This is a genomic window from Actinacidiphila alni (assembly GCF_900112845.1).
Taxonomy (GTDB): Bacteria; Actinomycetota; Actinomycetes; order Streptomycetales; family Streptomycetaceae; genus Actinacidiphila; species Actinacidiphila alni.
Genome location: NZ_FONG01000011.1, coordinates 187,481 through 209,253, shown reverse-complemented (window position 1 = coordinate 209,253; position 21,773 = coordinate 187,481). Strand labels below are relative to the sequence as shown.

At 72.7% G+C, this 21,773-nt stretch carries 16 protein-coding genes and 1 pseudogene; 10 read left to right on the top strand and 7 right to left on the bottom strand.

All coding sequences use genetic code 11. From position 1 onward, the window contains the following. Positions 1-322: 322 nt before the first annotated feature. Positions 323-4,414: a beta-galactosidase gene (locus BM076_RS20055; RefSeq protein WP_093715001.1), complete on the top strand. Its 4,092-nt coding sequence runs from the start codon at positions 323-325 to the stop codon at positions 4,412-4,414. Positions 4,415-4,538: 124 nt separating this feature from the next. On the opposite strand, the gene BM076_RS20050 is transcribed toward BM076_RS20055, so the two are convergent. Beyond that, a complete protein-coding gene (locus BM076_RS20050; protein WP_093715000.1) occupies positions 4,539-5,045 on the bottom strand; it encodes a copper chaperone PCu(A)C in 507 nt (168 codons plus the stop codon). Positions 5,046-5,135: 90 nt separating this feature from the next. Then, positions 5,136-5,669, bottom strand: a complete 534-nt coding sequence (locus tag BM076_RS20045; protein ID WP_093714999.1) for a MarR family winged helix-turn-helix transcriptional regulator — start codon at positions 5,667-5,669, stop codon at positions 5,136-5,138. 97 nt (positions 5,670-5,766) lie between these two features. Here BM076_RS20045 and BM076_RS20040 point away from each other — a divergent pair, with 97 nt between their 5' ends. The 3 genes from BM076_RS20040 (at position 5,767) to BM076_RS20030 (ending at position 9,128) form a co-directional block, all read left to right on the top strand. After that, positions 5,767-7,629, top strand: coding sequence for a chloride channel protein (locus tag BM076_RS20040; RefSeq protein ID WP_093714998.1), 1,863 nt, complete (start codon positions 5,767-5,769; stop codon positions 7,627-7,629). A gap of 77 nt (positions 7,630-7,706) precedes the next feature. Then, positions 7,707-8,168 (top strand): SUKH-4 family immunity protein, encoded by a 462-nt coding sequence (locus tag BM076_RS20035; protein WP_093714997.1) that lies wholly within the window; start codon positions 7,707-7,709, stop codon positions 8,166-8,168. 138 nt (positions 8,169-8,306) lie between these two features. Continuing rightward, positions 8,307-9,128 (top strand): universal stress protein, encoded by an 822-nt coding sequence (locus BM076_RS20030; protein ID WP_093714996.1) that lies wholly within the window; start codon positions 8,307-8,309, stop codon positions 9,126-9,128. 81 nt (positions 9,129-9,209) lie between these two features. On the opposite strand, the gene gap is transcribed toward BM076_RS20030, so the two are convergent. Both gap and BM076_RS20020 read right to left on the bottom strand, forming a co-directional pair. Next, on the bottom strand, positions 9,210-10,229 hold the full coding sequence (gene gap, locus BM076_RS20025) for a type I glyceraldehyde-3-phosphate dehydrogenase (RefSeq protein ID WP_093714995.1): 1,020 nt from the start codon (positions 10,227-10,229) through the stop codon (positions 9,210-9,212). A gap of 106 nt (positions 10,230-10,335) precedes the next feature. Next, positions 10,336-10,962, bottom strand: a complete 627-nt coding sequence (locus tag BM076_RS20020; RefSeq protein WP_093714994.1) for a hypothetical protein — start codon at positions 10,960-10,962, stop codon at positions 10,336-10,338. 296 nt (positions 10,963-11,258) lie between these two features. Between BM076_RS20020 and BM076_RS20015 the strand changes: the two genes are divergently transcribed. Then, positions 11,259-12,422, top strand: a complete 1,164-nt coding sequence (locus BM076_RS20015; RefSeq protein WP_093714993.1) for a cation:proton antiporter — start codon at positions 11,259-11,261, stop codon at positions 12,420-12,422. Here BM076_RS20015 and BM076_RS20010 read toward each other — a convergent pair. Beyond that, entirely contained in the window at positions 12,364-12,873 is a 510-nt protein-coding gene (locus BM076_RS20010) for a universal stress protein (protein WP_177246519.1), read from the bottom strand. The two genes, BM076_RS20015 and BM076_RS20010, sit on opposite strands and share 59 nt — an antisense overlap. 103 nt (positions 12,874-12,976) lie before the next feature. Between BM076_RS20010 and BM076_RS20005 the strand changes: the two are divergent. Together BM076_RS20005 and BM076_RS20000 are read left to right on the top strand one after the other, a co-directional pair. Then, positions 12,977-13,156 (top strand): annotated as a pseudogene (locus BM076_RS20005) (alcohol dehydrogenase); the annotation flags it as partial. A gap of 151 nt (positions 13,157-13,307) precedes the next feature. Next, the gene (locus BM076_RS20000) at positions 13,308-14,183 is read left to right on the top strand and encodes a universal stress protein (protein ID WP_093714992.1); all 876 of its coding nucleotides are present in this window, start codon (positions 13,308-13,310) and stop codon (positions 14,181-14,183) included. 80 nt (positions 14,184-14,263) lie between these two features. Here BM076_RS20000 and BM076_RS19995 read toward each other — a convergent pair whose 3' ends face one another. Beyond that, positions 14,264-16,651 carry a phosphoketolase family protein gene (locus tag BM076_RS19995; RefSeq protein WP_093714991.1) on the bottom strand — a complete coding sequence of 796 codons (2,388 nt, stop codon included), beginning with the start codon at positions 16,649-16,651 and terminating at the stop codon, positions 14,264-14,266. A gap of 270 nt (positions 16,652-16,921) precedes the next feature. Between BM076_RS19995 and BM076_RS19990 the strand changes: the two genes are divergently transcribed. The 3 genes from BM076_RS19990 to BM076_RS19980 all read left to right on the top strand — a co-directional run bounded on the left by BM076_RS19990 (position 16,922) and on the right by BM076_RS19980 (position 18,888). Beyond that, positions 16,922-17,644 (top strand): CBS domain-containing protein, encoded by a 723-nt coding sequence (locus BM076_RS19990; protein WP_093714990.1) that lies wholly within the window; start codon positions 16,922-16,924, stop codon positions 17,642-17,644. A 75-nt stretch (positions 17,645-17,719) separates the two neighbouring features. Beyond that, positions 17,720-18,157 carry a cyclic nucleotide-binding domain-containing protein gene (locus tag BM076_RS19985; protein WP_093714989.1) on the top strand — a complete coding sequence of 146 codons (438 nt, stop codon included), beginning with the start codon at positions 17,720-17,722 and terminating at the stop codon, positions 18,155-18,157. Positions 18,158-18,204: 47 nt separating this feature from the next. Continuing rightward, positions 18,205-18,888 (top strand): CBS domain-containing protein, encoded by a 684-nt coding sequence (locus tag BM076_RS19980; protein WP_093714988.1) that lies wholly within the window; start codon positions 18,205-18,207, stop codon positions 18,886-18,888. A 118-nt stretch (positions 18,889-19,006) separates the two neighbouring features. Here BM076_RS19980 and BM076_RS19975 read toward each other — a convergent pair whose 3' ends face one another. Next, the gene (locus BM076_RS19975; protein ID WP_093714987.1) at positions 19,007-21,730 is read right to left on the bottom strand and encodes a bifunctional acetate--CoA ligase family protein/GNAT family N-acetyltransferase; all 2,724 of its coding nucleotides are present in this window, start codon (positions 21,728-21,730) and stop codon (positions 19,007-19,009) included. Between the last annotated feature and the right edge of the window lie 43 nt (positions 21,731-21,773).

Genomic DNA, 21,773 nt, shown 5'->3' with positions numbered 1-21,773 from the left:
GCTCTGGAATGCATTCCAGTACGGTGCAGTGGCTATCCGTTGTCTTTTGTGCGGAAATTTGAAATGGTTCAGCCTCATCTGCCCTGCTATATCTGCCAGTTGCGGTGAGTTTTGCTCGCATCGTTGACACGTTCACAGCACTGCGCCACTCTGGCAACGATTCCAACGGCATTCATTCCTCCCGATTCATCCGATTCAGTGGTGTTCATCCACCCAGTGGACCGAGGAGTCCTTCCGTGTGCCCTCCTGCGCCAGCACCCCGCCCGATACGCCCCGCCCGACGCGTCCGCAGACCCGGTCCGCCGGCCGAAGCGAGGCGCCGATGACGCCGCGTCGGCGGCGGATGTCCCGCCGCACCTTCCTCGGCGCGGCCGGCGCACGTGCAAGGGCGACCGCCGCGCTCTGCGCCCTGCTGCTCGCCGTCGGCGGACCGCTGCTGCTGCCGCACCGCGCCGAGGCGCGACCGGCCGCGAAGGCGCACCGGACACACACGGTCACCTACGACAAGTACTCGCTGTCCGTCGACGGCAGGCGCACCACCATCTGGGGCGGGGAGTTCGCCTACTGGCGGCTGCCGAGCCCCAGCGGCTGGCGGGACGTGCTGGAGAAGATGAAGGCCGGCGGCTTCAACGCGGTCAGCATCTACTTCGACTGGGACTACCACTCGCCCGCGCCGGGCGTGTACGACTTCTCCGGCGTCCGGAACGTGGACCAACTGCTGGACATCGCCGATGAGGTCGGCATCTACGTCATCGCGCGGCAGGGCCCGTACATCAACGCCGAGACCGACGGCGGCGGCTTCCCTGGCTGGCTGAACCGTATGGGCGTCCGCGAACGCACCACGGACCCCGCCTACTTGCGCTACGCCGACGAATGGCTGACCCGCATCGACACGATCATCGCCCGCCACCAGCTCACCAACGGCACCGGGACCGTCATCCTGGACCAGGTGGAGAACGAGCTGCGGGACGGTTCGGCCGACGCGCGCGCGTACATGAAGCACATCGAGGACAAGTACCGCGCCGACGGCATCACGGTGCCGCTGACCGGCAATCACGACGGCATCTTCAACAGCGGCGAGGGAGCGGTCGACATCGACGGCTGGGACTCCTACTCCCAGGGCGTCCCCTGTGACCCGCAGCACTGGGGCCAGGTCCCCGACTACTCCGCGCAGCGCCAAGCACTCACCGACCGGCCGCTGTTCATGCCGGAGTACCAGGCCGGCGCCTGGGACCCGTGGGGCGGCGTGGGCTACGAGAAGTGCCGGCAGATGTCCGGCGCCGACTTCGAGAAGGTGTTCTACGACACCAGCATCGCGGCGGGCGCCACCATGCAGAGCTTCTACATGACCTACGGCGGCACCTCCTGGGGCTATCTGCCGGAGCCGGACACGTACACCTCGTACGACTACGGCGCGGCCATCGCCGAGGACCGCGAACTCACCGACAAATACGCCCAGCAGAAGCTGACCGGCTACCTGCTTGCGGCCGTACCGTCGCTCGCCAAGACCGACACACTGCCCGGCGCCGCCCAGACCAATCCGGACCTGTGGATCAAGGGCCGGGTCAACCCGGACGACAAGACGCAGCTGTACGTGCTCCGGCAGGCTGACGGCACCTCCGACACCCCGCAGCGGACCCATATGACCGTCGACCTCGGCGACCGCACCGGCTTCACCCATGACGACACCGATGCCGCGGTGCACTACGGCGGCACGGGCTGGTCGCACTACGACGGCCAGGTCGCCTTCCGGCAGACCGCGTCATGGAGCGAACACACCGGCGACAGCGTGTCGGTGACCTTCACCGGCCCCTCGGTGCGGTGGATCGGCTTCCGCGACTTCAACCACGGCATCACCGAAGTGTCCATCGACGGCAAGAAGGTCGCCGACGTGGACGAGTACTCCGCCACCAAGCAGACCCAGCAGACCCTCTACCGTGCCGACGGCCTGTCGGACGGCGAGCACACCCTGACGCTGACCGTCACCGGGCGCAAGAACGCCAAGTCGGCCGGCGCCTACAGCACGCTCGACGCGGTGGACGTACCACCCGCACCCGGCGCCGACTTCTACCCGAGCGTGCCGCAGGAGCCGGGCACGTCGCTGGCCGTCGACGGCCGCGACGCCAAGATGCTGCTGGCCGACTACGCCTTCGGCGGCCAGAAGCTGGTCTACTCCACGTCCCAGCTGATGACCCGGGCGACCATCGACGGCACCGACACCGCGGTGCTGTACGCGCCCAAGGGCGACGACGGCGAGACCGTACTGCGCTACGCGTCCAGGCCCACGGTCCAGGTGCGGTCCGGCAGCGCCAAGGCGACCTGGGACGCCGCCCGCGGCGACCTGCGGCTGAACTACGTCCACGGCGGCCTCACCGAGGTACGGATCTCCGGCGGCGGCCGGCCGCCGGCCGACCTGCTGCTCGCCGACACCGACACCGCCAAGCGGTTCTGGCGCGAGGACACCTCCGCGGGACCGGTCCTGGCCCGCGGACCCGAACTGGTCCGCACCGGCACCGCCGACCACGGCACGCTGGCGCTGACCGGTGACACCGACGCCCCGACAACGCTGTCGCTGTGGGCGCCGTCCGCGCTGACCCGGGTCACCTGGAACGGCCGTCCCGTACGAGGCGGACGGACCGACCTGCGGCTGGACGGCCCGCGTCCGGTGACCATGCCGACGCTCGACTGGCGCACCGCACCGGGCAGCCCGGAGACGGCCGCGGGCTACGACGACTCCTCCTGGCGGATCGCCGACCGCACCGGCACCGACAACCCGAACGGCGCCGCCGGCGTCCCCGTGCTCTACAGCGACGACTACGGCTTCCACGCCGGCGACGTCTGGTACCGCGGGCACTTCACCGCGACCGGCACGGAGACGGGCATCGCGCTCGCCGCCCAGACCGGGAACTCCACCGGCCAGTACGCGGCCTGGCTCAACGGCCGCTGTCTCGGCACCGCGAACGACGCGCACACCTTCGACCTGCCCAAGGACGCGCTGCGCCCGGGCACGGACAATGTGCTGGCGGTGCTGGTGGCCAACATGGGCCACAACGAAGGCACCGGCATGGCCGTCCGCGGCCTGACCAGCGCCCGGCTCAGCGGCTCGACCGCCGCGGTCACCTGGCGGATCCAGGGCGGCCGCGGCGGTGAGGACCCGGTCGACCCGGTCCGCGGACCGCTCAACACCGGTGGCCTGTCCGGCGAACGCGACGGCGCGACCCTGCCCGGCTACCCCGACGGATCATGGCGGCACGCCACGCTGCCCGCCGCGCACAGCACCCCCGGAGTCACCTGGTACCGCACGCAGTTCAACCCCGCTGTCCCCAAGGACCAGGACGTACCGGTCGCCCTGCGCTTCACCGACGACCTCGGCAAGCACTACCGCGTCCAGATCTACCTCAACGGCTGGAACATGGGCCTGTACGTCAACGACGTCGGCCCGCAGCACGACTTCCCGCTGCCCGCAGGACTGCTGCGGCCGGACGGCCGCAACACCCTGGCCCTGGCCGTGTGGTCGAACGACGACACCTCCGGTCTCGGCCGGGTGTCGCTGGTGGCGCAGGCCAACCTGCGCGGTGGCGTACCCGTGTCGCCGGTCGCGTCCCCGGCCTACGACGCACACCGCTACGCCGAACCGGCCGCTCCCGCGCAGGTGCGGCTGACCGCGCCGGACACCATGACGCCCGGCACGGGCGCCGAGGTGACCGCGACCGTGTCCGTGCCGAAGGGCCGGCCCGCCGTCCGGTCCGCCCGGGTGACCTTGAAGGTGCCGGACGGCTGGCGGCTCGACGGCCCAGGCACGGTCCCGCTCGGCCGGATCACGCCCGGCGAGGAACGTCGGGTGACCTGGACGGTGACCGCCCGGACCTCGACCGACCCGAACCGGCCGTGGGGCAGCGTCCTGGTGGCCACCGCCGGTCTGGACGGGCGCGAGGTGAGCGACGGGCAGACGGTGACGGTGCCGCCGCCCGCGCCGAGCGGCACGGCCTACGTCAGCGACCTCCCGTTCACCGCCACCAACGGCTGGGGACCGGTGGAGCGCGACACGTCCAACGGTGAGCAGGCACCGGGCGACGGCAGGCCGATCACCGTCGGCGGGCAGCAGTACGCCAAGGGGATCGGCACCAATTCCGTCTCCGACGTCACGGTCTTCACCGGCGGGCAGTGCACCGCCTTCACCGCGACGGTCGGCATCGACGCCGAGAGCAACGGCGGCGGCTCCGTCACCTTCACCGTCCTCGCCGACGGAGTGCCGAAGGAGACCACGGCCGTGCTCAGGGCCGACTCTGCCCCGGTCGACCTGAACGTCGACGTGACCGGCGCCGACTACGTCGACCTGCTGGTCGGCGACGGCGGCGACAACAACGGCCTCGACCACGCCGACTGGGCCGACGCCCGCCTCCACTGCGGCTGACCCGGCCCCGGACCGGCGCGCGGCGGCACCCCTTGCGAGGGGTGCCGCCGTCCATCGTTCGAGGAGGCGGAGGAAAACCGAGAGGCTGTCCGTGTCCCGTCCGGCTACGGAACAGGTCGGCGTCCTACGACGCCGTCACGACGGCTGTGAGGTGGACCAGCCGTGCGACGCCGAATTCGAGGTTGGTGGGCAGGGTGCGGCCGGCGGTGATGCCGCGGGTGTGGGTGAGCCGGACGGTGGGGCCCGTGCCGCCGAAGGTGACGGTGCCGCCGGGCGGGATGAGGATGCCGGCGTCGGTCATCGTGCCGGTGCCTTTGGCGGCGCCGGTCAGGGCGCCGCGACCGCCGTCGGGGGTGGCGACCATGTCGAGGTGGTCGGGAACCCCGCTGCCGTTGTGGACGACCATCGTCAGTGTTCCGTTGCCGGCGGAATCGAGCGTCGCCGTGGCGTGGCTGATGGTCAGGTCGACATCGCCCGCCCGGATGTCGACGCGCCCCGGAACGTCAGAGGTGGAGGGAGCGGGTTCGGGCGGTGACGTGTCGGAGCGCGCGCAGGCGGTTGCCGACAGGGCGAGCGCCGCGGAGATGGTGATCAGGTGCCAGGAGCGGGGACCGACTCGGGTGCGGGGCATCTTTGCATGATGCCAAAGCGCGAGGGCGGCCCGGCCGCCGCCCCTCGGTGGCCGGTGCCGCGGTCGGGCGGGGACCGGCAACGCCGCCGGTCACCAGCCGACGTCGGCGCTCGACCGGCCCGGTGCGGGGGGTTCGTCGCCCGCGTCGGTGAACGCCTGGAGGGCCCGGACCAGAGCGGTGCGCTGGGCGGCGGGCATCGCGCCGACGATGCGGGCGATCTCGGCGCGGCGGCGTTCGGTGGCCTCGCGTACGACGCCACGGCCCTTGGCGGTCAGGTCGATCAGGATCTCGCGCCGGTTGTCGGGCCGGGGCTCGCGGCCGAGCATGCCGGCGGCGACGAGCCGGTCGACCATGCGCATCGCGGTGGACGGGATGACGTCCAGGTGCTCGCCCAGCCGCGAGATGTTCATCGCGCCCCGGCTGTCCAGCACGACCAGCATCCGGAACTGGGGCAGCGTCAGCGCTTCCTCGACGGCCGCCAGCGAGCGTGCCGAGACCGACACCAGCAGGCGCGAGGCGGTGAGTACGGCGGTGACGACCTCGTCGGCGCTCCCGACGGCCGCCTCCGCGTGGGGCTTGCGGTGCTGCGGGGTCTCGACTGCGCTGGGCGCACGCTTCGGCATGCGCCCCTTTCTACCGCCTCGCACTGACAAGTCCGGGACGGAAGTCCGCGGCCAGGTATTTTGCACAAGGCAAGGGTTTGTATTGCATAATGCAAAAATGCCGAAGTCAGCCGACGCCGCCGATCCCGTACGCCCCGCGGAAGCCGCCACGAAGGCCCGCCCCGAGCCGCCGGTCGGCGAAGTCCCGGCCGGCGCGCCGCGCCTGCGGCACGGAGCCGCGGCCGTGCTCCCCGCGCTGCGGGAGACGAAGGGCGGCCTGCTCGTCCTGGCGCTGCTGGTCGGATCGGGCGCCGGTCTCGGCGCGATCGGCTTCCGGTGGCTGATCGAGACCTTCACGCACGTCCTGTCCGGGCACGCGGACTACTCCGCCGCCGGCCGGGTCGCCAACGCGCATGTGCCGTGGCTGGGACCGTGGTTCGTGCTGCTCGCGCCGGTGGCGGCGGGCCTGGTGTACGGGCCGCTGGTGCAGCGCTTCGCCAAGGAGGCGCGCGGCCACGGGGTACCGGAGGTGATGTACGCCGTCGCCCGGCGCGGCGGCCGGATCGCCCCGCAGGTCGCGGTCGTCAAGTCGCTGGCCTCCGCGCTGTGCATCGGCGGCGGCGGATCGGTGGGACGCGAGGGGCCGATCGTGCAGATCGGCTCCGCGCTCGGCTCGTCGCTGGGCGGCCTGGTGAGGGTCGCCGAGGACCGGATGCGGGTGCTGGTCGCCTGCGGTGCGGCGGGCGGCATCGCGGCCACCTTCAACGCGCCGCTGGCCGGGGTGTTCTTCGCGATGGAGCTGATCCTGCGGGATTTCACCGCCGAGTCGTTCGGCATGGTGGTGCTGGCCTCGGTCACCTCCAGCGTCATCGGCCGTGCCGCGTTCGGCGACGCCCCCTTCCTGCACCCGCCCGCCTTCCAGGTCACGCACCTGTCGGAATACCTGCTCTTCGCACTGCTCGGCGTACTGGCCGGCGCCGCCGGGGTCGGTTTCACCCGGGTGCTGTATCTGGTCGAGGACGCCTGCGACTTCGCGTGGCGCGGCCCCGAATGGGCCCGCCCCGCCGTCGGCGGCCTGCTGCTCGGTGGGCTGCTGCTGGCGCTGCCGCAGATGTACGGCGTCGGCTACCCCGTCCTGGAGGACGCGATCGGCGGCCGGTACGTCATCGGCTTCCTGCTCCTGCTGATGCTCGCGAAGATCGCCGCCACCAGCCTGACCATCGGCATCGGCGGCTCCGGCGGCGTCTTCGCGCCGTCGCTGTTCATGGGCGCGATGCTCGGGGCCGCGTACGGGGCCGCCGCCCACCACCTGCTGCCCGGTGCCGCGGGGCCGGTCGGCGCGTACGGGCTGATCGGCATGGGCGCGGTCTTCGCAGGCGCCGCCCGCGCACCCATCACCGCGGTGATCATCATGTTCGAACTCACCGGCGAGTACTCCATCATCCTGCCGCTGATGACCGCGATCGTGCTGGCCACCGGCGTCAGCCGGGCACTGTCCCGCGACACCGTCTACACCCTCAAGCTCCGCCGCCGCGGCATCGACATCGACGAGCAGCCGGGCAGCGCGTTCCTCGCCGGACTCACCGTGGACGCTGTCATGGAACCGGTGCCCACCGCCCTCGACGGCGCGATGCCGCTGGCCCGCGCCGCGGGCGCGCTCGCCCGCTCACCGCACGGCGTCCTGCCGGTGACCGCCGCCGACGGCACCTACCTCGGCACCGCCACCGCCCGCACCGCCGCCGAGACCCTCGCCGACGGCGACCACGACGCCACCACCGTTGCCACCATCGCCCAGCTGCCCCGGCCCGTCGCTACCGGCACCGACCTGTCCACCGCGCTCGACGCCCTGGTCACCGCCGAAGGCGCGGGACTGCCGGTCCTCGACCCCGGCCACGACCGCCTCGTCGGCTGGATCACCCACCAGGCCGTCCTCGGCGCCATGCACACCGCCGCCCGCGGGACCGTGCCTGCTGCCCGTTGACCGGACACGGGACCCGCCCGCCGACCGGACCGGCGGGCGGAGGGGGAAGTGCTGACGGGGCGGGCTAGATTCGCGGCATGAATGATGCTGACATCGCCTCGCTGCTGGCCGGATGCGCTCGTTGCCCGTATCCCGGGGTGTGGCAGGACGCCCCTTTCACCGAAAAGACGGTCGGCGGCGCGCGATATGCCGTGGTCGCGGTCGACTCCGGACTGAGCGCCCTCGTCCTCCGGCGTGACGACGGTTCGTTGTGGTGTCTGCCGGAGGGCGACGCGCCCCAGTACGTCAACTCCGGCGTCGAGGCGTTCGTCGCCTTCAACCGCGCATATGAGGAGGCCGCTGGTGAGGCCGCCGCGTACGAGGGGCCCGGCGACGAGGTGGACGAGGACGAGGCCGAGGACCTGGCCGAGCAGGCCGCCGACGCGCTCACCGAAGCGTTGCTGGAACGGTTCGGGGCGCTCGACCCCGAGGCCGTCGCCGACGAGAACTCCTTCTGGCACGTCGGGGCCGAGGAGTTGGGCTACGGCATGAGCGCCTGACCTCGTCCGACGCGGCGGGGCCGGCCGGGGCAGGGCGCGGGTCTGTCGGCCCATGGGACGGCCGGGCGGTGAGGCGCAGTGTGGGGGCGGGAGCTCCTCGGCGCGGGCCGTGGGCGCGACAGCGGGAGGTGGGGCACGGTGACGCGGTACGTGGTGGCCGGGGTCGACGGGTCGGCGGCGAGTGCGGCCGCGTTGCGGTGGGCGGCGGCCGAGGGGGTGGCGCGCGGGCTGGCACTGCGGGTGGTGACCGTGAGTCCACGGCGACACGGGACGGGCTCGGCGGTCGGGCGGCGCGTGGCGACGGCGGTGGCCGAGGTGCGGCGCGGCCATCCGCGGCTCGACGTGGTGGCACGGGAGATCGCCGGAGTGCCGGAGCGCGTGCTGAACGACGTCGGCGCCGGGGCGGAGCTGCTGGTGGTCGCCACCCGCGGATCGGGCGGATTCCCCGGGCTGCGCCTGGGATCCGTGGCGCTGGGCGTCGCTGCGGACGCGCCCTGCGCGGTGGCGCTCGTGCCGGAGGAGTCCGGCGGGAGCGGAGTGCCCGAGGTGGCGGTCGGCGTCGACGGCCACCACCCCGATGCCCGGGCGCTCGACCTCGCCTTCGAGACGGCGCGACGCAGGGAGGCGCGGCTGCGGGCGGTGGGCGCGTGGCGGCTGCCGGCCCCGTACGACGAGCAGGTGGTGATGCCGGTGGAGGAGGACCGGGCCGACTGGGAGGACGGGGAACTCCAGCTGCTGGAAGAGGCGTTGCGCGGCCGGCGCGCCAAATATCCGTCGGTGGCGGTGCTGCCGGACCTGCGGCTGTTCGGGCCCGCGGACGCGCTCGTACGGGCGTCGGGCAGCGCGGACCTGCTGGTCGTGGGCCGGGGCGAGGCGCGTACGAGCCGGGGCCTCGGCGGCGTCGCGCACGCGGTCGCCCACCACACGCGCTGCCCGCTGCTCCTGGCACCGCGGCACTGAAGGCACCGCGCCCCGACCCGAACGGGGTCTTCCCGCGACCATGTGCGGGAAGACCCCGTATGAACGGTGCCGGGCCGGGGCTCACAGCCTGGCGGCGACGTACTCCGTCAGGTCGAGCAGACGGTTGCTGTAGCCCCACTCGTTGTCGTACCAGCCGAAGACCTTCACCAGGCGGCCGTGCGCCTGGGTCAGCGGTGCGTCCAGGACGCAGGACGCGGGGTCGCCGATGACGTCGCGGGAGACGATCGGGGCGGTGCTGACGCGCAGGACGCCGGACAGCGGGCCGTCCGCCGCTTCGGCGAAGGCCGCGTTCACCTCCTCCACCGTCACCGCGCGGCGCAGCAGCACCGTCAGATCGGTCAGGGAGCCGTCCTCCACCGGTACGCGCACCGCGACCCCGTCCAGGGCGCCGTCGAGGGCGGGCAGGACGAGGCCGACCGCACGAGCGGCGCCGGTGCTGGTCGGGATGATGCTCAGCGCGGCCGACCGCGCGCGCCGCAGATCCTTGTGCGGGCCGTCGAGCAGCGACTGGTCGTTGGTGTAGCCGTGGATCGTCGTCATCAGACCGCTCTCGACCCCGAAGCGGTCCTGGAGGACCTTGACCATCGGCGCCACGCAGTTCGTGGTGCACGAGGCGTTGGAGACGATGTCGTCCCGGCCCGGGTCGTACTCCGTGTGGTTGACGCCCATCACGAGCGTGGCGTCGACGTCCTTGCCCGGCGCGGAGATCAGCACCTTCGCGGCGCCCGCCTTCAGATGGACGGCCGCCTGGTCCCGGGCCCGCAGCCGGCCGGTGGACTCGACGACGATGTCGACGTCCTCCTCGGACCACGCGAGCGCCCCCGGGTCGCGATGGGCGGTCACGGCGATACGGTGGCCGGCCACGGTGAAGCTCCGGTCGTCGTGGGTGACGGCGACCGGGAGCCTGCCGAAGGTGGAGTCGTACTCCAGCAGATGGGCGAGCGTGGAGACCGGGGCGATGTCGTTGACCGCCACCACCTCGACGCCGGGTGTCTCCTGGGCCGCCTCACGGGCGAGCAGCGCCCGCAGGTAGCTGCGTCCCACGCGGCCGAATCCGTTGATTCCGACGCGGATGGTCATGTCTGTCGCTTCCTTTCGGGTGGCGGATTCCTGTACGGACCAGTGATGCGTTCGGGGCACCGCTGTGGTGGCGGTGCCCCGGGGGTGGTCTGCCGGCTCCTTGGGGTTACTTGAGCCAGGGGTTTTTGGCGACGAGGGGGATGCGGTTCCAGAGGCGGCCGAGGCCCCAGGTGGTGCCGGCGGCGGTGAGGGCGAAGGCGATCATCGCGAGGGCGTAGAGGAAGTGGTAGTCCATGAAGGGGTTGGAGGACATGCTCGGTTCGCCGGTGGACAGGTGCTGGGCGGGGGGCCATTCGGCGGCCCACATCATGGCCATGAGGATGGTGCCGGCGGCGGCGGTGAGGCGCAGGGCGATGCCGCTCATGAGGGCGGCGCCGATGCCGAGGAGGGCGAGCATGAACAGCCAGTCGGTCCAGCCCTTGCCGGCGATGTCGTGGAAGAACGACTGTAGGGGGCCGGCGGAGACGCCGGACAGGAAGCCTTTGGTGGGGGAGCCGCCGTCGGTCCAGCCTTTGCCGGAGGCGGTGGCGTAGTGCCAGCCGAAGGTCTTGTCGAGGAAGGCCCACAGGAAGATGAAGCCGGTGGCGATCCGCAGGACGGCCAGGGACTTGGCGGCTGCCCCGGTGGTCGTGGTGACGGCCGTCGTGCCGTCCTGGTGGTCGGCGGCGGGCGCCTTGAGCCAGACAGGGAGGTGGATTCCCGTGTGCTGCCGGGTGGTGGGGTGGACGGCCATGACGGCTCCCTGGTGGGTGGTGTGTCGTTCGGTGACGTGATGACTGTCCCGCGGGGCGGGTGGGTGGCGCTGGGGGCCTGCGGCCCGCATCCGCGGGGCCGACCGGCCCTTCCTCCGGGCCCGCCAGGACCCGCGACCGCACGGCGGCCTACAACGCGGATATCGGCACGGCCGACTGGGCACGGGCCGACGCCCGATGGGGGAACCGGTACGTGCGACCATCGGTGCTGGTCCGGGCCCGGCGCCGCTGAGTACGGTGGTGCTGCCTTTCCGACCGCCGGGCCAGGAGATTCCGCGTGAGCTTCACGGTGCTTGCCGTTCTGTCCCTGGCCGCTCTGCTCGGTCCGCTGCTCGCACTGCCGAAGAAGTGGCATCTGCCCGTGGTGCTGGGGGAGTTGGCGGCCGGGGTGCTTCTCGGGCCGACGGTGATCGGCTATCTCGACGCCGGTGACCGGACGTTCACCTTCCTCGCGGACATCGGATTCGCCCTCATCATGTTCGTCGCGGGGGCCAGGGTTCCCGTACGCGGCACGCAGCTGCGGGCCGGGCTGACCATCGGGGTCGTCCGCGCCGCGGCCGTAGGGCTGTTGGCGGTCGCGCCCGCGTACGCTCTCGCCCGGGGCTTCGGCACCGGGCACACCGCCCTCTACACGGTGCTGATGGCGTCCTCGTCGGCGGCGCTGATCCTGCCGATCGTCGACTCGCTGTCGCTCGGCGGCCGGCACATCGTGGAGATGCTGCCGCAGGTCGCCGTCGCCGACACCGCGTGCATCATCGCACTGCCCCTGGTGATCGACCCGCGGCACGCGGCGCGGGCTGCCCTCGGCGCGCTCGCGGTGACGGTCTGCGCCGCCGTGCTGTTCCTGGTGCTGCGCCGCCTGGAACGTGACGGGTACCGGCGGCGGTTGCACCGGCTGTCCGAAGAACGGCGGTTCGCACTGGAACTGCGGATCAGCCTCATCGTGCTCTTCGCGCTGGCTGCCCTCGCCGTACGCACCCACGTCTCGATCATGCTGGCCGGCTTCTCCTTCGGCCTGGTGGTCTCGGCGATCGGCGAACCGCGGCGTCTGGCGAAGCAGTTGTTCGCGTTCACCGAGGGTTTTCTCGGTCCCTTGTTCTTCGTGTGGTTGGGCGCTTCCCTGGATCTGCGTGCCTTGGGCCACCACCCCGCCTTCGCGGGACTCGGCGCGGCTCTGGGGGCGGGCGCGGTCGCCGTGCACGCCGCGATGCGGATCACCGGGCAGCCCTTCGCCGTGGGTGTCCTCACCTCGGCCCAGCTCGGTGTGCCCGTGGCCGCGGCGGCGCTGGGCACGCAGCTGCACCTGCTCGAGCCAGGGGAGGCCGCGGCCTTGATGTTCGGGGCACTGGTGACCGTCGCGGCCACCACCCTCGCGACATCCCTCACCGGCCCGCGACAACCGGACGACGCTTCGGCGGCGTCGGCGCGGGCGGGATCCTGACGACGGCCGCCGGCACGGTGACGACGGGGCAGCCCGCCTTGGTGAGGCAGTCACGCGCGACGGGGCCAAGCCGCGGGTCGCCGTCGTCCGGGACCGTGCGGCGGCCGAGCGCCAGGAGCTCCGCGGCCGGCGCGTACCGCAGGAGCGTCGGCACCGGCCGGCCCCGGACCAGGACCGGTCGCACCTCGATGTGCAGATCCGCGGTCCCGGCGGTGCGCAGGGCTGTGTCCAGCACCAGCCGGGCGGCCCGGAGGTCGTCCTCCTCCGTGGGAACTCCCGCCGCCGGGGCGTAGGGCGCGCGGAGGGCGCCGGACGGTTGCCACGCGTGGACGACGATCAGCGGCACCCGCGCGGCACTTGCCAGCTCCGCCGCCCAGCGCAACGCCGCCTGCGACGAACGTGATCCGCTGATCCCCACGACGATGGGGCCCGCGGTGCTGTCCTCGGACATCACGGCCTCCCGATGCTCTTTCCTCCACGGTGCCGCTGTCCGGGGCGCCGGGCGATGGGCCGACCGGCCCATCCACGGTTCGGTTCGGCCCTCCACGAGCGCATCACTCCTGCGGATGATGGCGGCCGGGCGGCTGACGGCGGCCGAACTGGTCACCCACACCTTCGAATTGGACGCGATGGAGGAGGCGTACGACATCTTCGGCCGCGCCGCCGACACCGCCGCGCTGAAGGTCGTCCTCGGCGGCAAGCACCACGACGCGGTGCTGCCCACGACGGCGTGACCGCCAGGGGAGAGGCGGTTCGCGCCCGGGCCGGGGGACTGGACCGAACGGCCCTGCCCGGAACGGCGCACGGCGCGTGAGGATGGCGCTGAACGGCGCGTATGTCCGCTTTCGTGGGTTCGCGCCATGACGACTCGAGGTGGTGTCAGCGATGACGAATCCGGTACTGGTGGGGATCGACGGTTCCCCGCAGAGCTTCGTGGCCGCGCGCTGGGCCGGACGGGAGGCGGCGGCCCGCGGTCTTCCCGTTCTGCTGCTCAACGTCTGGCAGGCGCCGGCCGGCAACGTGCAGTTCTCGCCCGACCCCGAGGGGCTCCGTTTCTGGGAGGAGACCAGGGTCCGCGAGGCCGGAAAGGAACTCACCGACCTCCATCCGGGGCTGAGTGTCTCGGCGCGGCAGGAGAGCGGCCCACCGATGAGCGTCCTGCTGGAAGCGGCCGCCGGTGCCGAGCTGACGGTCCTCGGCTCGCGCGGCCTCGGCGCGGTGCGCGGCTTCTTCCAGGGCTCGGTGGGCCTGCACCTGGCGGCACGGTCCGACCGTCCCGTGGTGACGGTCCGGGGCGGCGCCGGCGCGGACATCGGGCAGATGGACACGGTGGACAGGGACGTGGTGCTGGCCCTCGACCTCGACCGGCCATGCGGTCCGCTCATCGCGTTCGCCCTCGAATCGGCCGCCGCGCGGCACGCCGCCGTCCACGCCGTCCACATCTGGGACGTCCACCGGATGTACGGGTACGCGGCTCCGTCGCTCGACCCGGAACTGGCGCGCGAGCTGCGCGAGGAACGCAGCCGGCTCCTGGCGACGACGCTCGCTCCGTGGCGACGCCACTTCCCCGGCGTCGTCCTGCGCGAGAGCGTGATCGCCGGTCCGGTCGCGCAGTCGCTGGTCGCGGTGGCCGACCGGGCGGGCGTGCTGGCCGTCGGCCGCCGCAGGACGCATCCGGCGGGCGCCGTCCGGATCGGTCCGGTGGCGCACGCGGCCCTGCACCACGCCGCGTGCCCCGTCGCGGTGGTCCCGCACGACTGACCTCCTCGGTCTGTACCGCATGCACCGCCGAAAGGGGGCTCCGCGACTGCGCGGAGCCCCCTTCTCGCAGGGATGACGGATCAGGCGGGCCAGGTCCAGTCGGTGACCTCGGGCAGGTCCGTGCCGTGTTCGCGGATCCAGTCGTGGTGGCGCAGCCGGGTGTCCTCCATCAGCTGGCGGACCGGGGCGGCCGGTACGGCCAGGCCCGGGACGCGGTCGATGACGTCCATGACGAGGCGGTAGCGGTCCAGGTCGTTGCGGACGACCATGTCGAAGGGCGTGGTCGTGGTGCCGATCTCCTTGTACCCGCGCACGTGCAGATTGCGGTGCCCGGTGCGGCGGTAGGCGAGGCGGTGGATCAGCCAGGGGTAGCCGTGGTAGGCGAAGATCACCGGCTTGTCGGCGGTGAACAGGGCGTCGTACTCGGCGTCGGACATGCCATGCGGGTGCTCGTCCTTGGGCAGCAGCCGCGCGAGGTCGACGACGTTGACGACACGTACCGCGAGATTCGGCAGGTGTTCGCGCAGCAGCGCCGCCGCCGCGAGGGTCTCCTGGGTGGGGACGTCGCCGGCGCAGGCCAGCACGACATCGGGTTCGGTGTGCCCGTCCTCGGAGCCGGCCCACTCCCAGATGCCCGCCCCGCGGGCGCAGTGGGCGCGGGCGGCGTCCATGTCGAGCCAGTCGAAGCACGGCTGCTTGCCCGCGACGACGACGTTCACGTAGTCCTTGGAACGCAGCACGTGATCGGCCACCGAGAGCAGGGTGTTGGTGTCCGGCGGCAGGTAGACGCGGACCACCTCGGGCGCCTTGTTGAGAACGTGATCGACGAAGCCGGGGTCCTGGTGCGAGAAGCCGTTGTGGTCCTGCCGCCAGACGTGCGAGGTGAGCAGGTAGTTGAGGGAGGCGAGGGGCCGGCGCCACGGCAGCTTGCGGGTGGTGCGCAGCCACTTGATGTGCTGGTTGGCCATCGAGTCGACGATGTGCACGAACGCCTCGTAGCAGGAGAACAGTCCGTGACGGCCCGTCAGGAGGTAGCCCTCCAGCCACCCTTGGCAGGTGTGCTCGGACAGGATCTCCATCACCCGGCCGTGCGGGTCGAGATGCTCGTCGACGTCCAGGGTCCGCGCCTGCCACGCCTTGCCCGACGCCTCGAACACCGCCTGGAGCCGGTTGGAGGCGGTCTCGTCCGGGCCGACCAGCCGGAAGTCGCGACGCTCCGCGGTGTCGGCCATGACCTGTTCCAGCAGGTCGCCGAGGACGCGCGTGGGCTCGTGCAGCGTCGTGCCGGGCTTGTCGACCGGTACGGCGAAGCGGCCGAGGTCCGGCAGGGGCAGGTCGCGCAGCAGCAGACCGCCGTTGGCGTGCGGATTCGCGCCGAGCCGCCGCTCGCCCTCCGGCACGCACTCCAGCACCTGGGGGCGCGGGCGTCCTTCGTGGTCGAAGAGTTCGTCGATCCGGTACGAGCGCAGCCACTCCTCCAACTGCACCAGGTGTTCGGGGTTGTCACGGACCCCGGCGAGCGGCACCTGGTGGGCACGCCAAGTACCCTCCACCGGCAGCCCGTCGACCTCCGCCGGACCCGTCCAGCCCTTCGGGGTGCGCAGCACGATCATCGGCCAGTTCGGCCGCCGGTCGGCGCCGCCGCCGCGCGCGGCCCGCTGGAACGCGGCGATCCGGTCGAGCGCGGTGTCCATCGCGGCGGCCATCTCCCGGTGCACCGTCAGCGGGTCGTCGCCGGTGACATGGATCGGCTCGTGGCCGTAGCCGCGCATCAGCTCGTCCAGCTCCTCCTCGGGGAGCCGGGACAGCACGGTGGGGTTGGCGATCTTGTACCCGTTGAGGTGCAGGATCGGCAGGACGGCTCCGTCGTGGACGGGGTCGAGGAATTTGTTGGAGTGCCAGGAGGCCGCCAGCGGGCCGGTCTCCGCCTCGCCGTCGCCGATGACGCAGGCGACGACCAGGTCCGGGTTGTCGAACGCGGCACCGTAGGCGTGCGACAGCGCGTATCCCAGCTCGCCGCCCTCGTGGATCGACCCCGGCGTCTCCGGCGCGACATGGCTGGGCACACCACCGGGGAAGGAGAACTGCCGGAAGAGCTGAGCCATGCCGTCGGCGTCCCGGGTGATGTCGGGGTAGGTCTCCGAATAGGTGCCGTCCAGCCAGGAGTTGGCGAGGACGGCAGGCCCGCCGTGGCCGGGACCCCAGACGCAGATCGCGTCCAGGCCGCGGGACCTGATCACCCGGTTGAGGTGGGTGTGGACCAGGTTCAGGCCGGGGGAGGTGCCCCAGTGGCCGAGCAGCCGCGGCTTGATGTGCTCCGGGCGCAAGGGCTCGGTCAGCAGCGGATTGCCCATCAGATAGATCTGGCCGACCGCGAGATAGTTCGCAGCCCGCCAGTGGGCGTCCAGGGCGTGCAGCTCGTCGTCATCGAGGGCGCTGCCGGTCGGCGCCGTGCGGACGTCGGACATGTCTCTTCCTCCGTGGAGTCGAAGTCGTCGTCCCAGGTTGGGAGTTCATGCCGGCCACGGGATAGGGCCCTCCGGGCCCACCATCGGGACCATCGGCCTTCCCGCGCATCATGACCGGCCGACCGGCCCCCGGGCCGGTTCGGTCACCGGCCCGCAGAAGGGGCCGAACGGCCTGCGGCACCGACCCGGGCGGCCCCTGCGCCCGTCCGCGCGACGTCGCACCGTGGAGGTGGACCACCAAGCCGGGCACCAGGAGCCGAGGAGCAGGCCATGAAGCACCGCAAGGTCGGGAACGTGATGACGAGCGACGTCGTCAGCGTTCGTAACGGGACGTCCTTCAAAGAGGTCGCCGAACTGCTGGCGAAGCACCGCATCAGCGGCCTGCCCGTGGTCGACGAGGACGACAAGGTCCTCGGGGTGATCTCCGAGACCGATCTGATGTTCCGGCAGGCGGACCAGGACCTGAACGCCCCCAGGAAGCGGCCGCGGCTCACCCGCGCCGCCCGCAGGTCGGCGGCCAAGGCCCGGGCGCGCAGCGCCGGCGAGCTGATGTCCGCCCCGCCCGTCACCGTCCACGCCCACGAGTCCATCGCCCGGTCCGCCCGCACCATGGCCGAGCACCGGGTCGAGCGGCTTCCGGTGCTCGACGAGGAGGACCGGCTGGTCGGCATCGTGACCAGGCGCGACCTGCTCCAGGTGTTTCTGCGCCCGGACCGCGAGATCCGGGCCGAGGTGCTGGACGAGGTCATCGTGCGCGGCCTGCTGGAACCGGTCCACGCGGTGGGCGTATCGGTCACCGACGGCGTCGTCACCCTGGAGGGCCGGCTGGAACGGGCCACCGAGGTGTCGATCGCCGCGCAGATGACCGGCCAGATCGACGGCGTCGTGGGCGTCGTCAACAAGCTGACCTCCCGCTTCGACGACTCCCACATCAGCCCGACGCAGCCGCCCGCGATGCACGGCGTCGCCGACGACTGGCTGCGCAGGCTCTGACCCCGAAGCCCTCCCGAATCCCGCCCGACGCCCCGAACAGCCACCGAACGCGAACACCGAGGAACGGAACCGGCCATGAGAATCCCGACCACGACCGCACTCTTCGCGGCGCTGCCGCCTCCCGGACGGCAGCGCCTGGAGAGTCTGGCCAGGGACGTGTCCTTCCGCGCCGGCACCCGGATCTTCGAGGAGGGCGAGCGAGCGGACCGGTTCTGGGTCGTCCGCTCCGGCGCCGTCTCCCTCGACCTCCGGGTGCCGGGCCGCCACCCCGCCCCCGAGGTGGAGACGCTGCGCACCGGCGACCTGCTCGGCTGGTCCTGGCTCTTCCCGCCGTACTCCTGGCACCTGGGAGCGCAGGCGCAGAGCCTCGTACGGGCGCAGGAATTCGACGCCACCGTCGTACGGGCGCTGGCCGAGGCGGATCCGGTGTTCGGCCGGGCGCTGGCGATGCGCGTCGCCGAGATCGTCGGCCACCGCCTGCAGAGCGCCCGGGCCCGTCTGCTCGACATGTGAGCGCCGGCGGTTCCGGCCGACGCCGAAGTGAAGAAAGGGGACTCCTCATGACCGTCAGCCCGCACATCGTCAGTGACGTCATGACCCACACGGTGATCTCCGTGGGGCGCGACGCCCCGTTCAAGGAGATCGTCCGGGTGATGCAGCAGTGGAGCATCAGCGCCGTCCCGGTGGTGGCGGGCGAAGACCGGGTGGTCGGCCTCGTCTCCGAGGCCGACCTGCTGCCCAAGGAGGAGTTCCGCGACAGCGACCCCACCCGCCTGGAGCAGTTGCGGCGGCTCCCGGACATGGAGAAGGCCGGCGGAGTCACCGCGGGCGACCTGATGACGAGCCCCGCCGCCACGGTCGAAGCGGGCGACACCCTGGCGCACGCGGCACGGACCATGGCCCGGCGGCGGATCAAGCGGCTGCCGGTGGTCGACGGCGCGGGTCACCTCTGCGGCATCGTCAGCCGCGGCGACCTCCTCAAGGTCTTCCTGCGAGAGGACGACGACATCGCGGAGGAGGTACGACGGGAGACCATCGCGTACCTCTTCCCCGGAGAACCCCCGACCGTCGCCGTCACTGTCACCGAGGGCGTCGTGACGCTGACCGGACGGGTCCGTGACACCTCCCGCGTCCCCGCGGTCACCCGGCTCGTCCGCGCCGTCGAGGGCGTCGTCGACGTCCGCTGCGACCTCACCCCCGTCACCCACCGCCCCGGACCACCCGCCGTGGGACCGCAGTTCTGACTACGGCCGTCGCGACGCACGGCGTACGACGGATCCGGGCCGAGGCGCGGCGGCACGAGCAGCTGTCAGCAGCTGCCGTGCCGCCGCGCCACGCGCACACGCGGCGCCCTCGTGCCGCTCACCGCAGCCGGCGCAGGTACGGGTCGTGGGCCCGGCGGGGGAGGAGGCGGATACGGGCGTCGAGGGCGGTGGCGCCGTCGCGGCGGGCCAGCAGCGGGTTGATGTCGGCCTCGGCGAGTTCCGGCAGGTCGCAGGCCATGGTGGACAGTCGCAGCAGCAGCTGTTCGAGACTTTCCAGGTCCGCGGTCGGGCCGCCGCGGTAGCCGAAGAGGAGCGGCGCGCAGCGCGGCGAGACGATCAGGTCGTGGACGTCCTGGTCGGTCAGCGGCGCCAGCCGGCCGGCGTGGTCGGCGAGCAGTTCCGTGGCGGTGCCGCCCAGGCCGAAGAGGACCAGGGGGCCGAAGACCTCGTCCTGGACGACGCCGGCGACCAGTTCGGTGCCGCGCCCGGCCATCGGCTGGACGAGGACACCGGTCATGACGTCGCCGAAGCGGGCGGCCAGGTCGCGGTGGGCGGCCCGGACCGCGTCCTCCCCGGCCAGGTCCAGCAGGACGGCGCCCTGGTCGCTCTTGTGCAGCAGCCCCGGCCAGTACGCCTTGAGCGTCACCCGCCCGCCCGGTGCCGCGAGCCGGGCGGCGGCCTTGACCGCGGCCTGTTCGTCCTCGCACCACGCCCAGGGCTGCTGCCGTATGCCGTAGGCGTCCAGCAGCGTCGCGCACCGCGCCGGATCGAGCCAGCCGCCCTCCGGATACGTGGCGAGGTAGGCGTCGACCAGGGCGCGGGCGGCGGCCGGGTCGGTGCCGGTCGGCGCGGGGACGGTGCCCGGGGGCCGCCTGAGCCAGCGGGAGCGGGCGGCGGCATGGGCCAGCGCGCGGGCCGCCGACCGCGGGTCGGCGTACGCGGGTACGGCGGTGTCGCCGCCGGTGCGCAGCAGACGTACGGACTCGGCCTGGTCGAGCAGGACGGCGGCCATCGGGCGCCGCCGCCAGTCGGGCCGGTCCGACGGTTCCTCCAGCGGAGCGAGGGCGCGGAGCAGATCGTCGCCCGTCGCCTCGGTCAGGGCGGTGGGCACCAGGGCGACCAGGACGGCGTCGACGCAGCCGTGACCGCTGATCAATTCGACGCAGGCGCGCAACGCGTCGCTGTCGACCGCCGCCGTGGCGTCCACCGGATTGGCCACGCTCGCCCCTTCGGGCAGCACCGCGGCGAGCGCCGCGGTCAGACCCGCGGGCAGCTCGGGCACCGACAGTCCGGCCTCGGCGCAGGCGTCGGCGGCGAGTACGGTCGCGCCGCCCGCGTTGGAGATCACCGCCACCCGAGTGCCGGAGGGCAGCGGCTGCGCGTGCAACAGGGCGGCGGTGTCGAGCAGTTCGGCGACGGTGGTGGTGGCGGTGATCCCGGCCTGGGCGAAGAGCGCTTGCCGGGTCATGGTCGGCGCGGCCGCCGCGGCGGTGTGCGAGGCGGCGGCGCGCCGGCCGGCCTGCGAACGGCCCGCGTCCACGGTCAGCACCGGCATCCGCCGGGCCACCCGCCGCGCGGTACGGGAGAACGCGCGCGGATTGCCGAACGACTCGACGTGCAGCACCGCGAGATCGGTGACCCCGTCGCCCTCCCACCACTGGAGCAGGTCGTTGCCGCTGACGTCGTACTTGTCGCCGAGCGACACGAAGGACGACACCCCGATCCCCAGCCGGGCCAGTCCGCTGAGCAGCGCGATGCCCACACCGCCCGACTGCACGGCCACGCCCGCGGAACCCGGCAGCGGGCGGTGCGCGGCGAAAGTGGCGTCCAGCCGGGCGGTCTCGTCGGTGTTGGCGACGCCGAGGCAGTTCGGGCCGACCAGCCGCATGCCGTAGCGGCGTACGGCGGCCATGAGCGCCGCGGCCTGCCGGGCGCCGAGTCCGGAGGTGAGCACCACGAGGGCACGCACCCCGGTCCTGCCGCACTGCTCGGCGACCTCCGGCACCGCGTCGGCGGGCACGGCCAGTACGGCCAGCTCCGGCGGGTGCGGCAGATCGGCGACCGAGGGGTAGCAGGGCGTACGGACGATGGAGTGGGCGTGCGGATTCACGGCGTACAGGCGCCCCGTGAAGCCCGCACGGCGCAGATTCACCAGCACCGCGCGGCCGACGGACCCCGGCTTCGTGCCGGCGCCGACGACCGCGATCGACGCCGGTCGCAGCAGCGCGCGCAGACTGGCGGCATCCGCGGTACTGCCCCGTTCGGCAACGGCGTCGAGATACCGCTCGCCGGCGTCGGAGCCGACGTCGAGGGCGATGGTGCAGCGCACGTCGGATCCCGCGAAGCGGCGGGCGACCGGCAGCCCGAGGTCGGTGAAGACCTCCAGCACCGCGTGGTTGGCGACGAGCGCGTCCGCGGTGAAGGCGGTGATGCCCTCGGCGCGGGCGGCGTGCACCAAGTGCTCCACCAGCAGCGTGCCCACCCCCACGCGGTGGAAGTCGTCCGCCACCGCGAGCGCGATCTCGGCGCTGCCGCGGTCCTCGCCGGTCTCGTACCCGGCGACTCCGACGACCGTGCCCTCATGGCGGGCCAGCAGCGCGCGGTGACCCGGCCGCCACGGCGCGCAATCGCGCTCGGCGGCCTCCGCCGCCCCGGTGCGGCTGGTCCCGAGGAACCGCATACGGCGGTACTCGGCCGACATCCGGTCGTACAGCCGCAGCACCTGCTCGTGGTCACCGGGTCCCGCGGATCGGATCTCGACGGTCCTGCCGTCGGTGAGCAGGGCGTACGCGGGGGCGGTACGGTCGGCGGTCTCGGTCATGGCTGTCCCCTTCTCACGTCCCACGTCGCGCGTCCCACGTCGC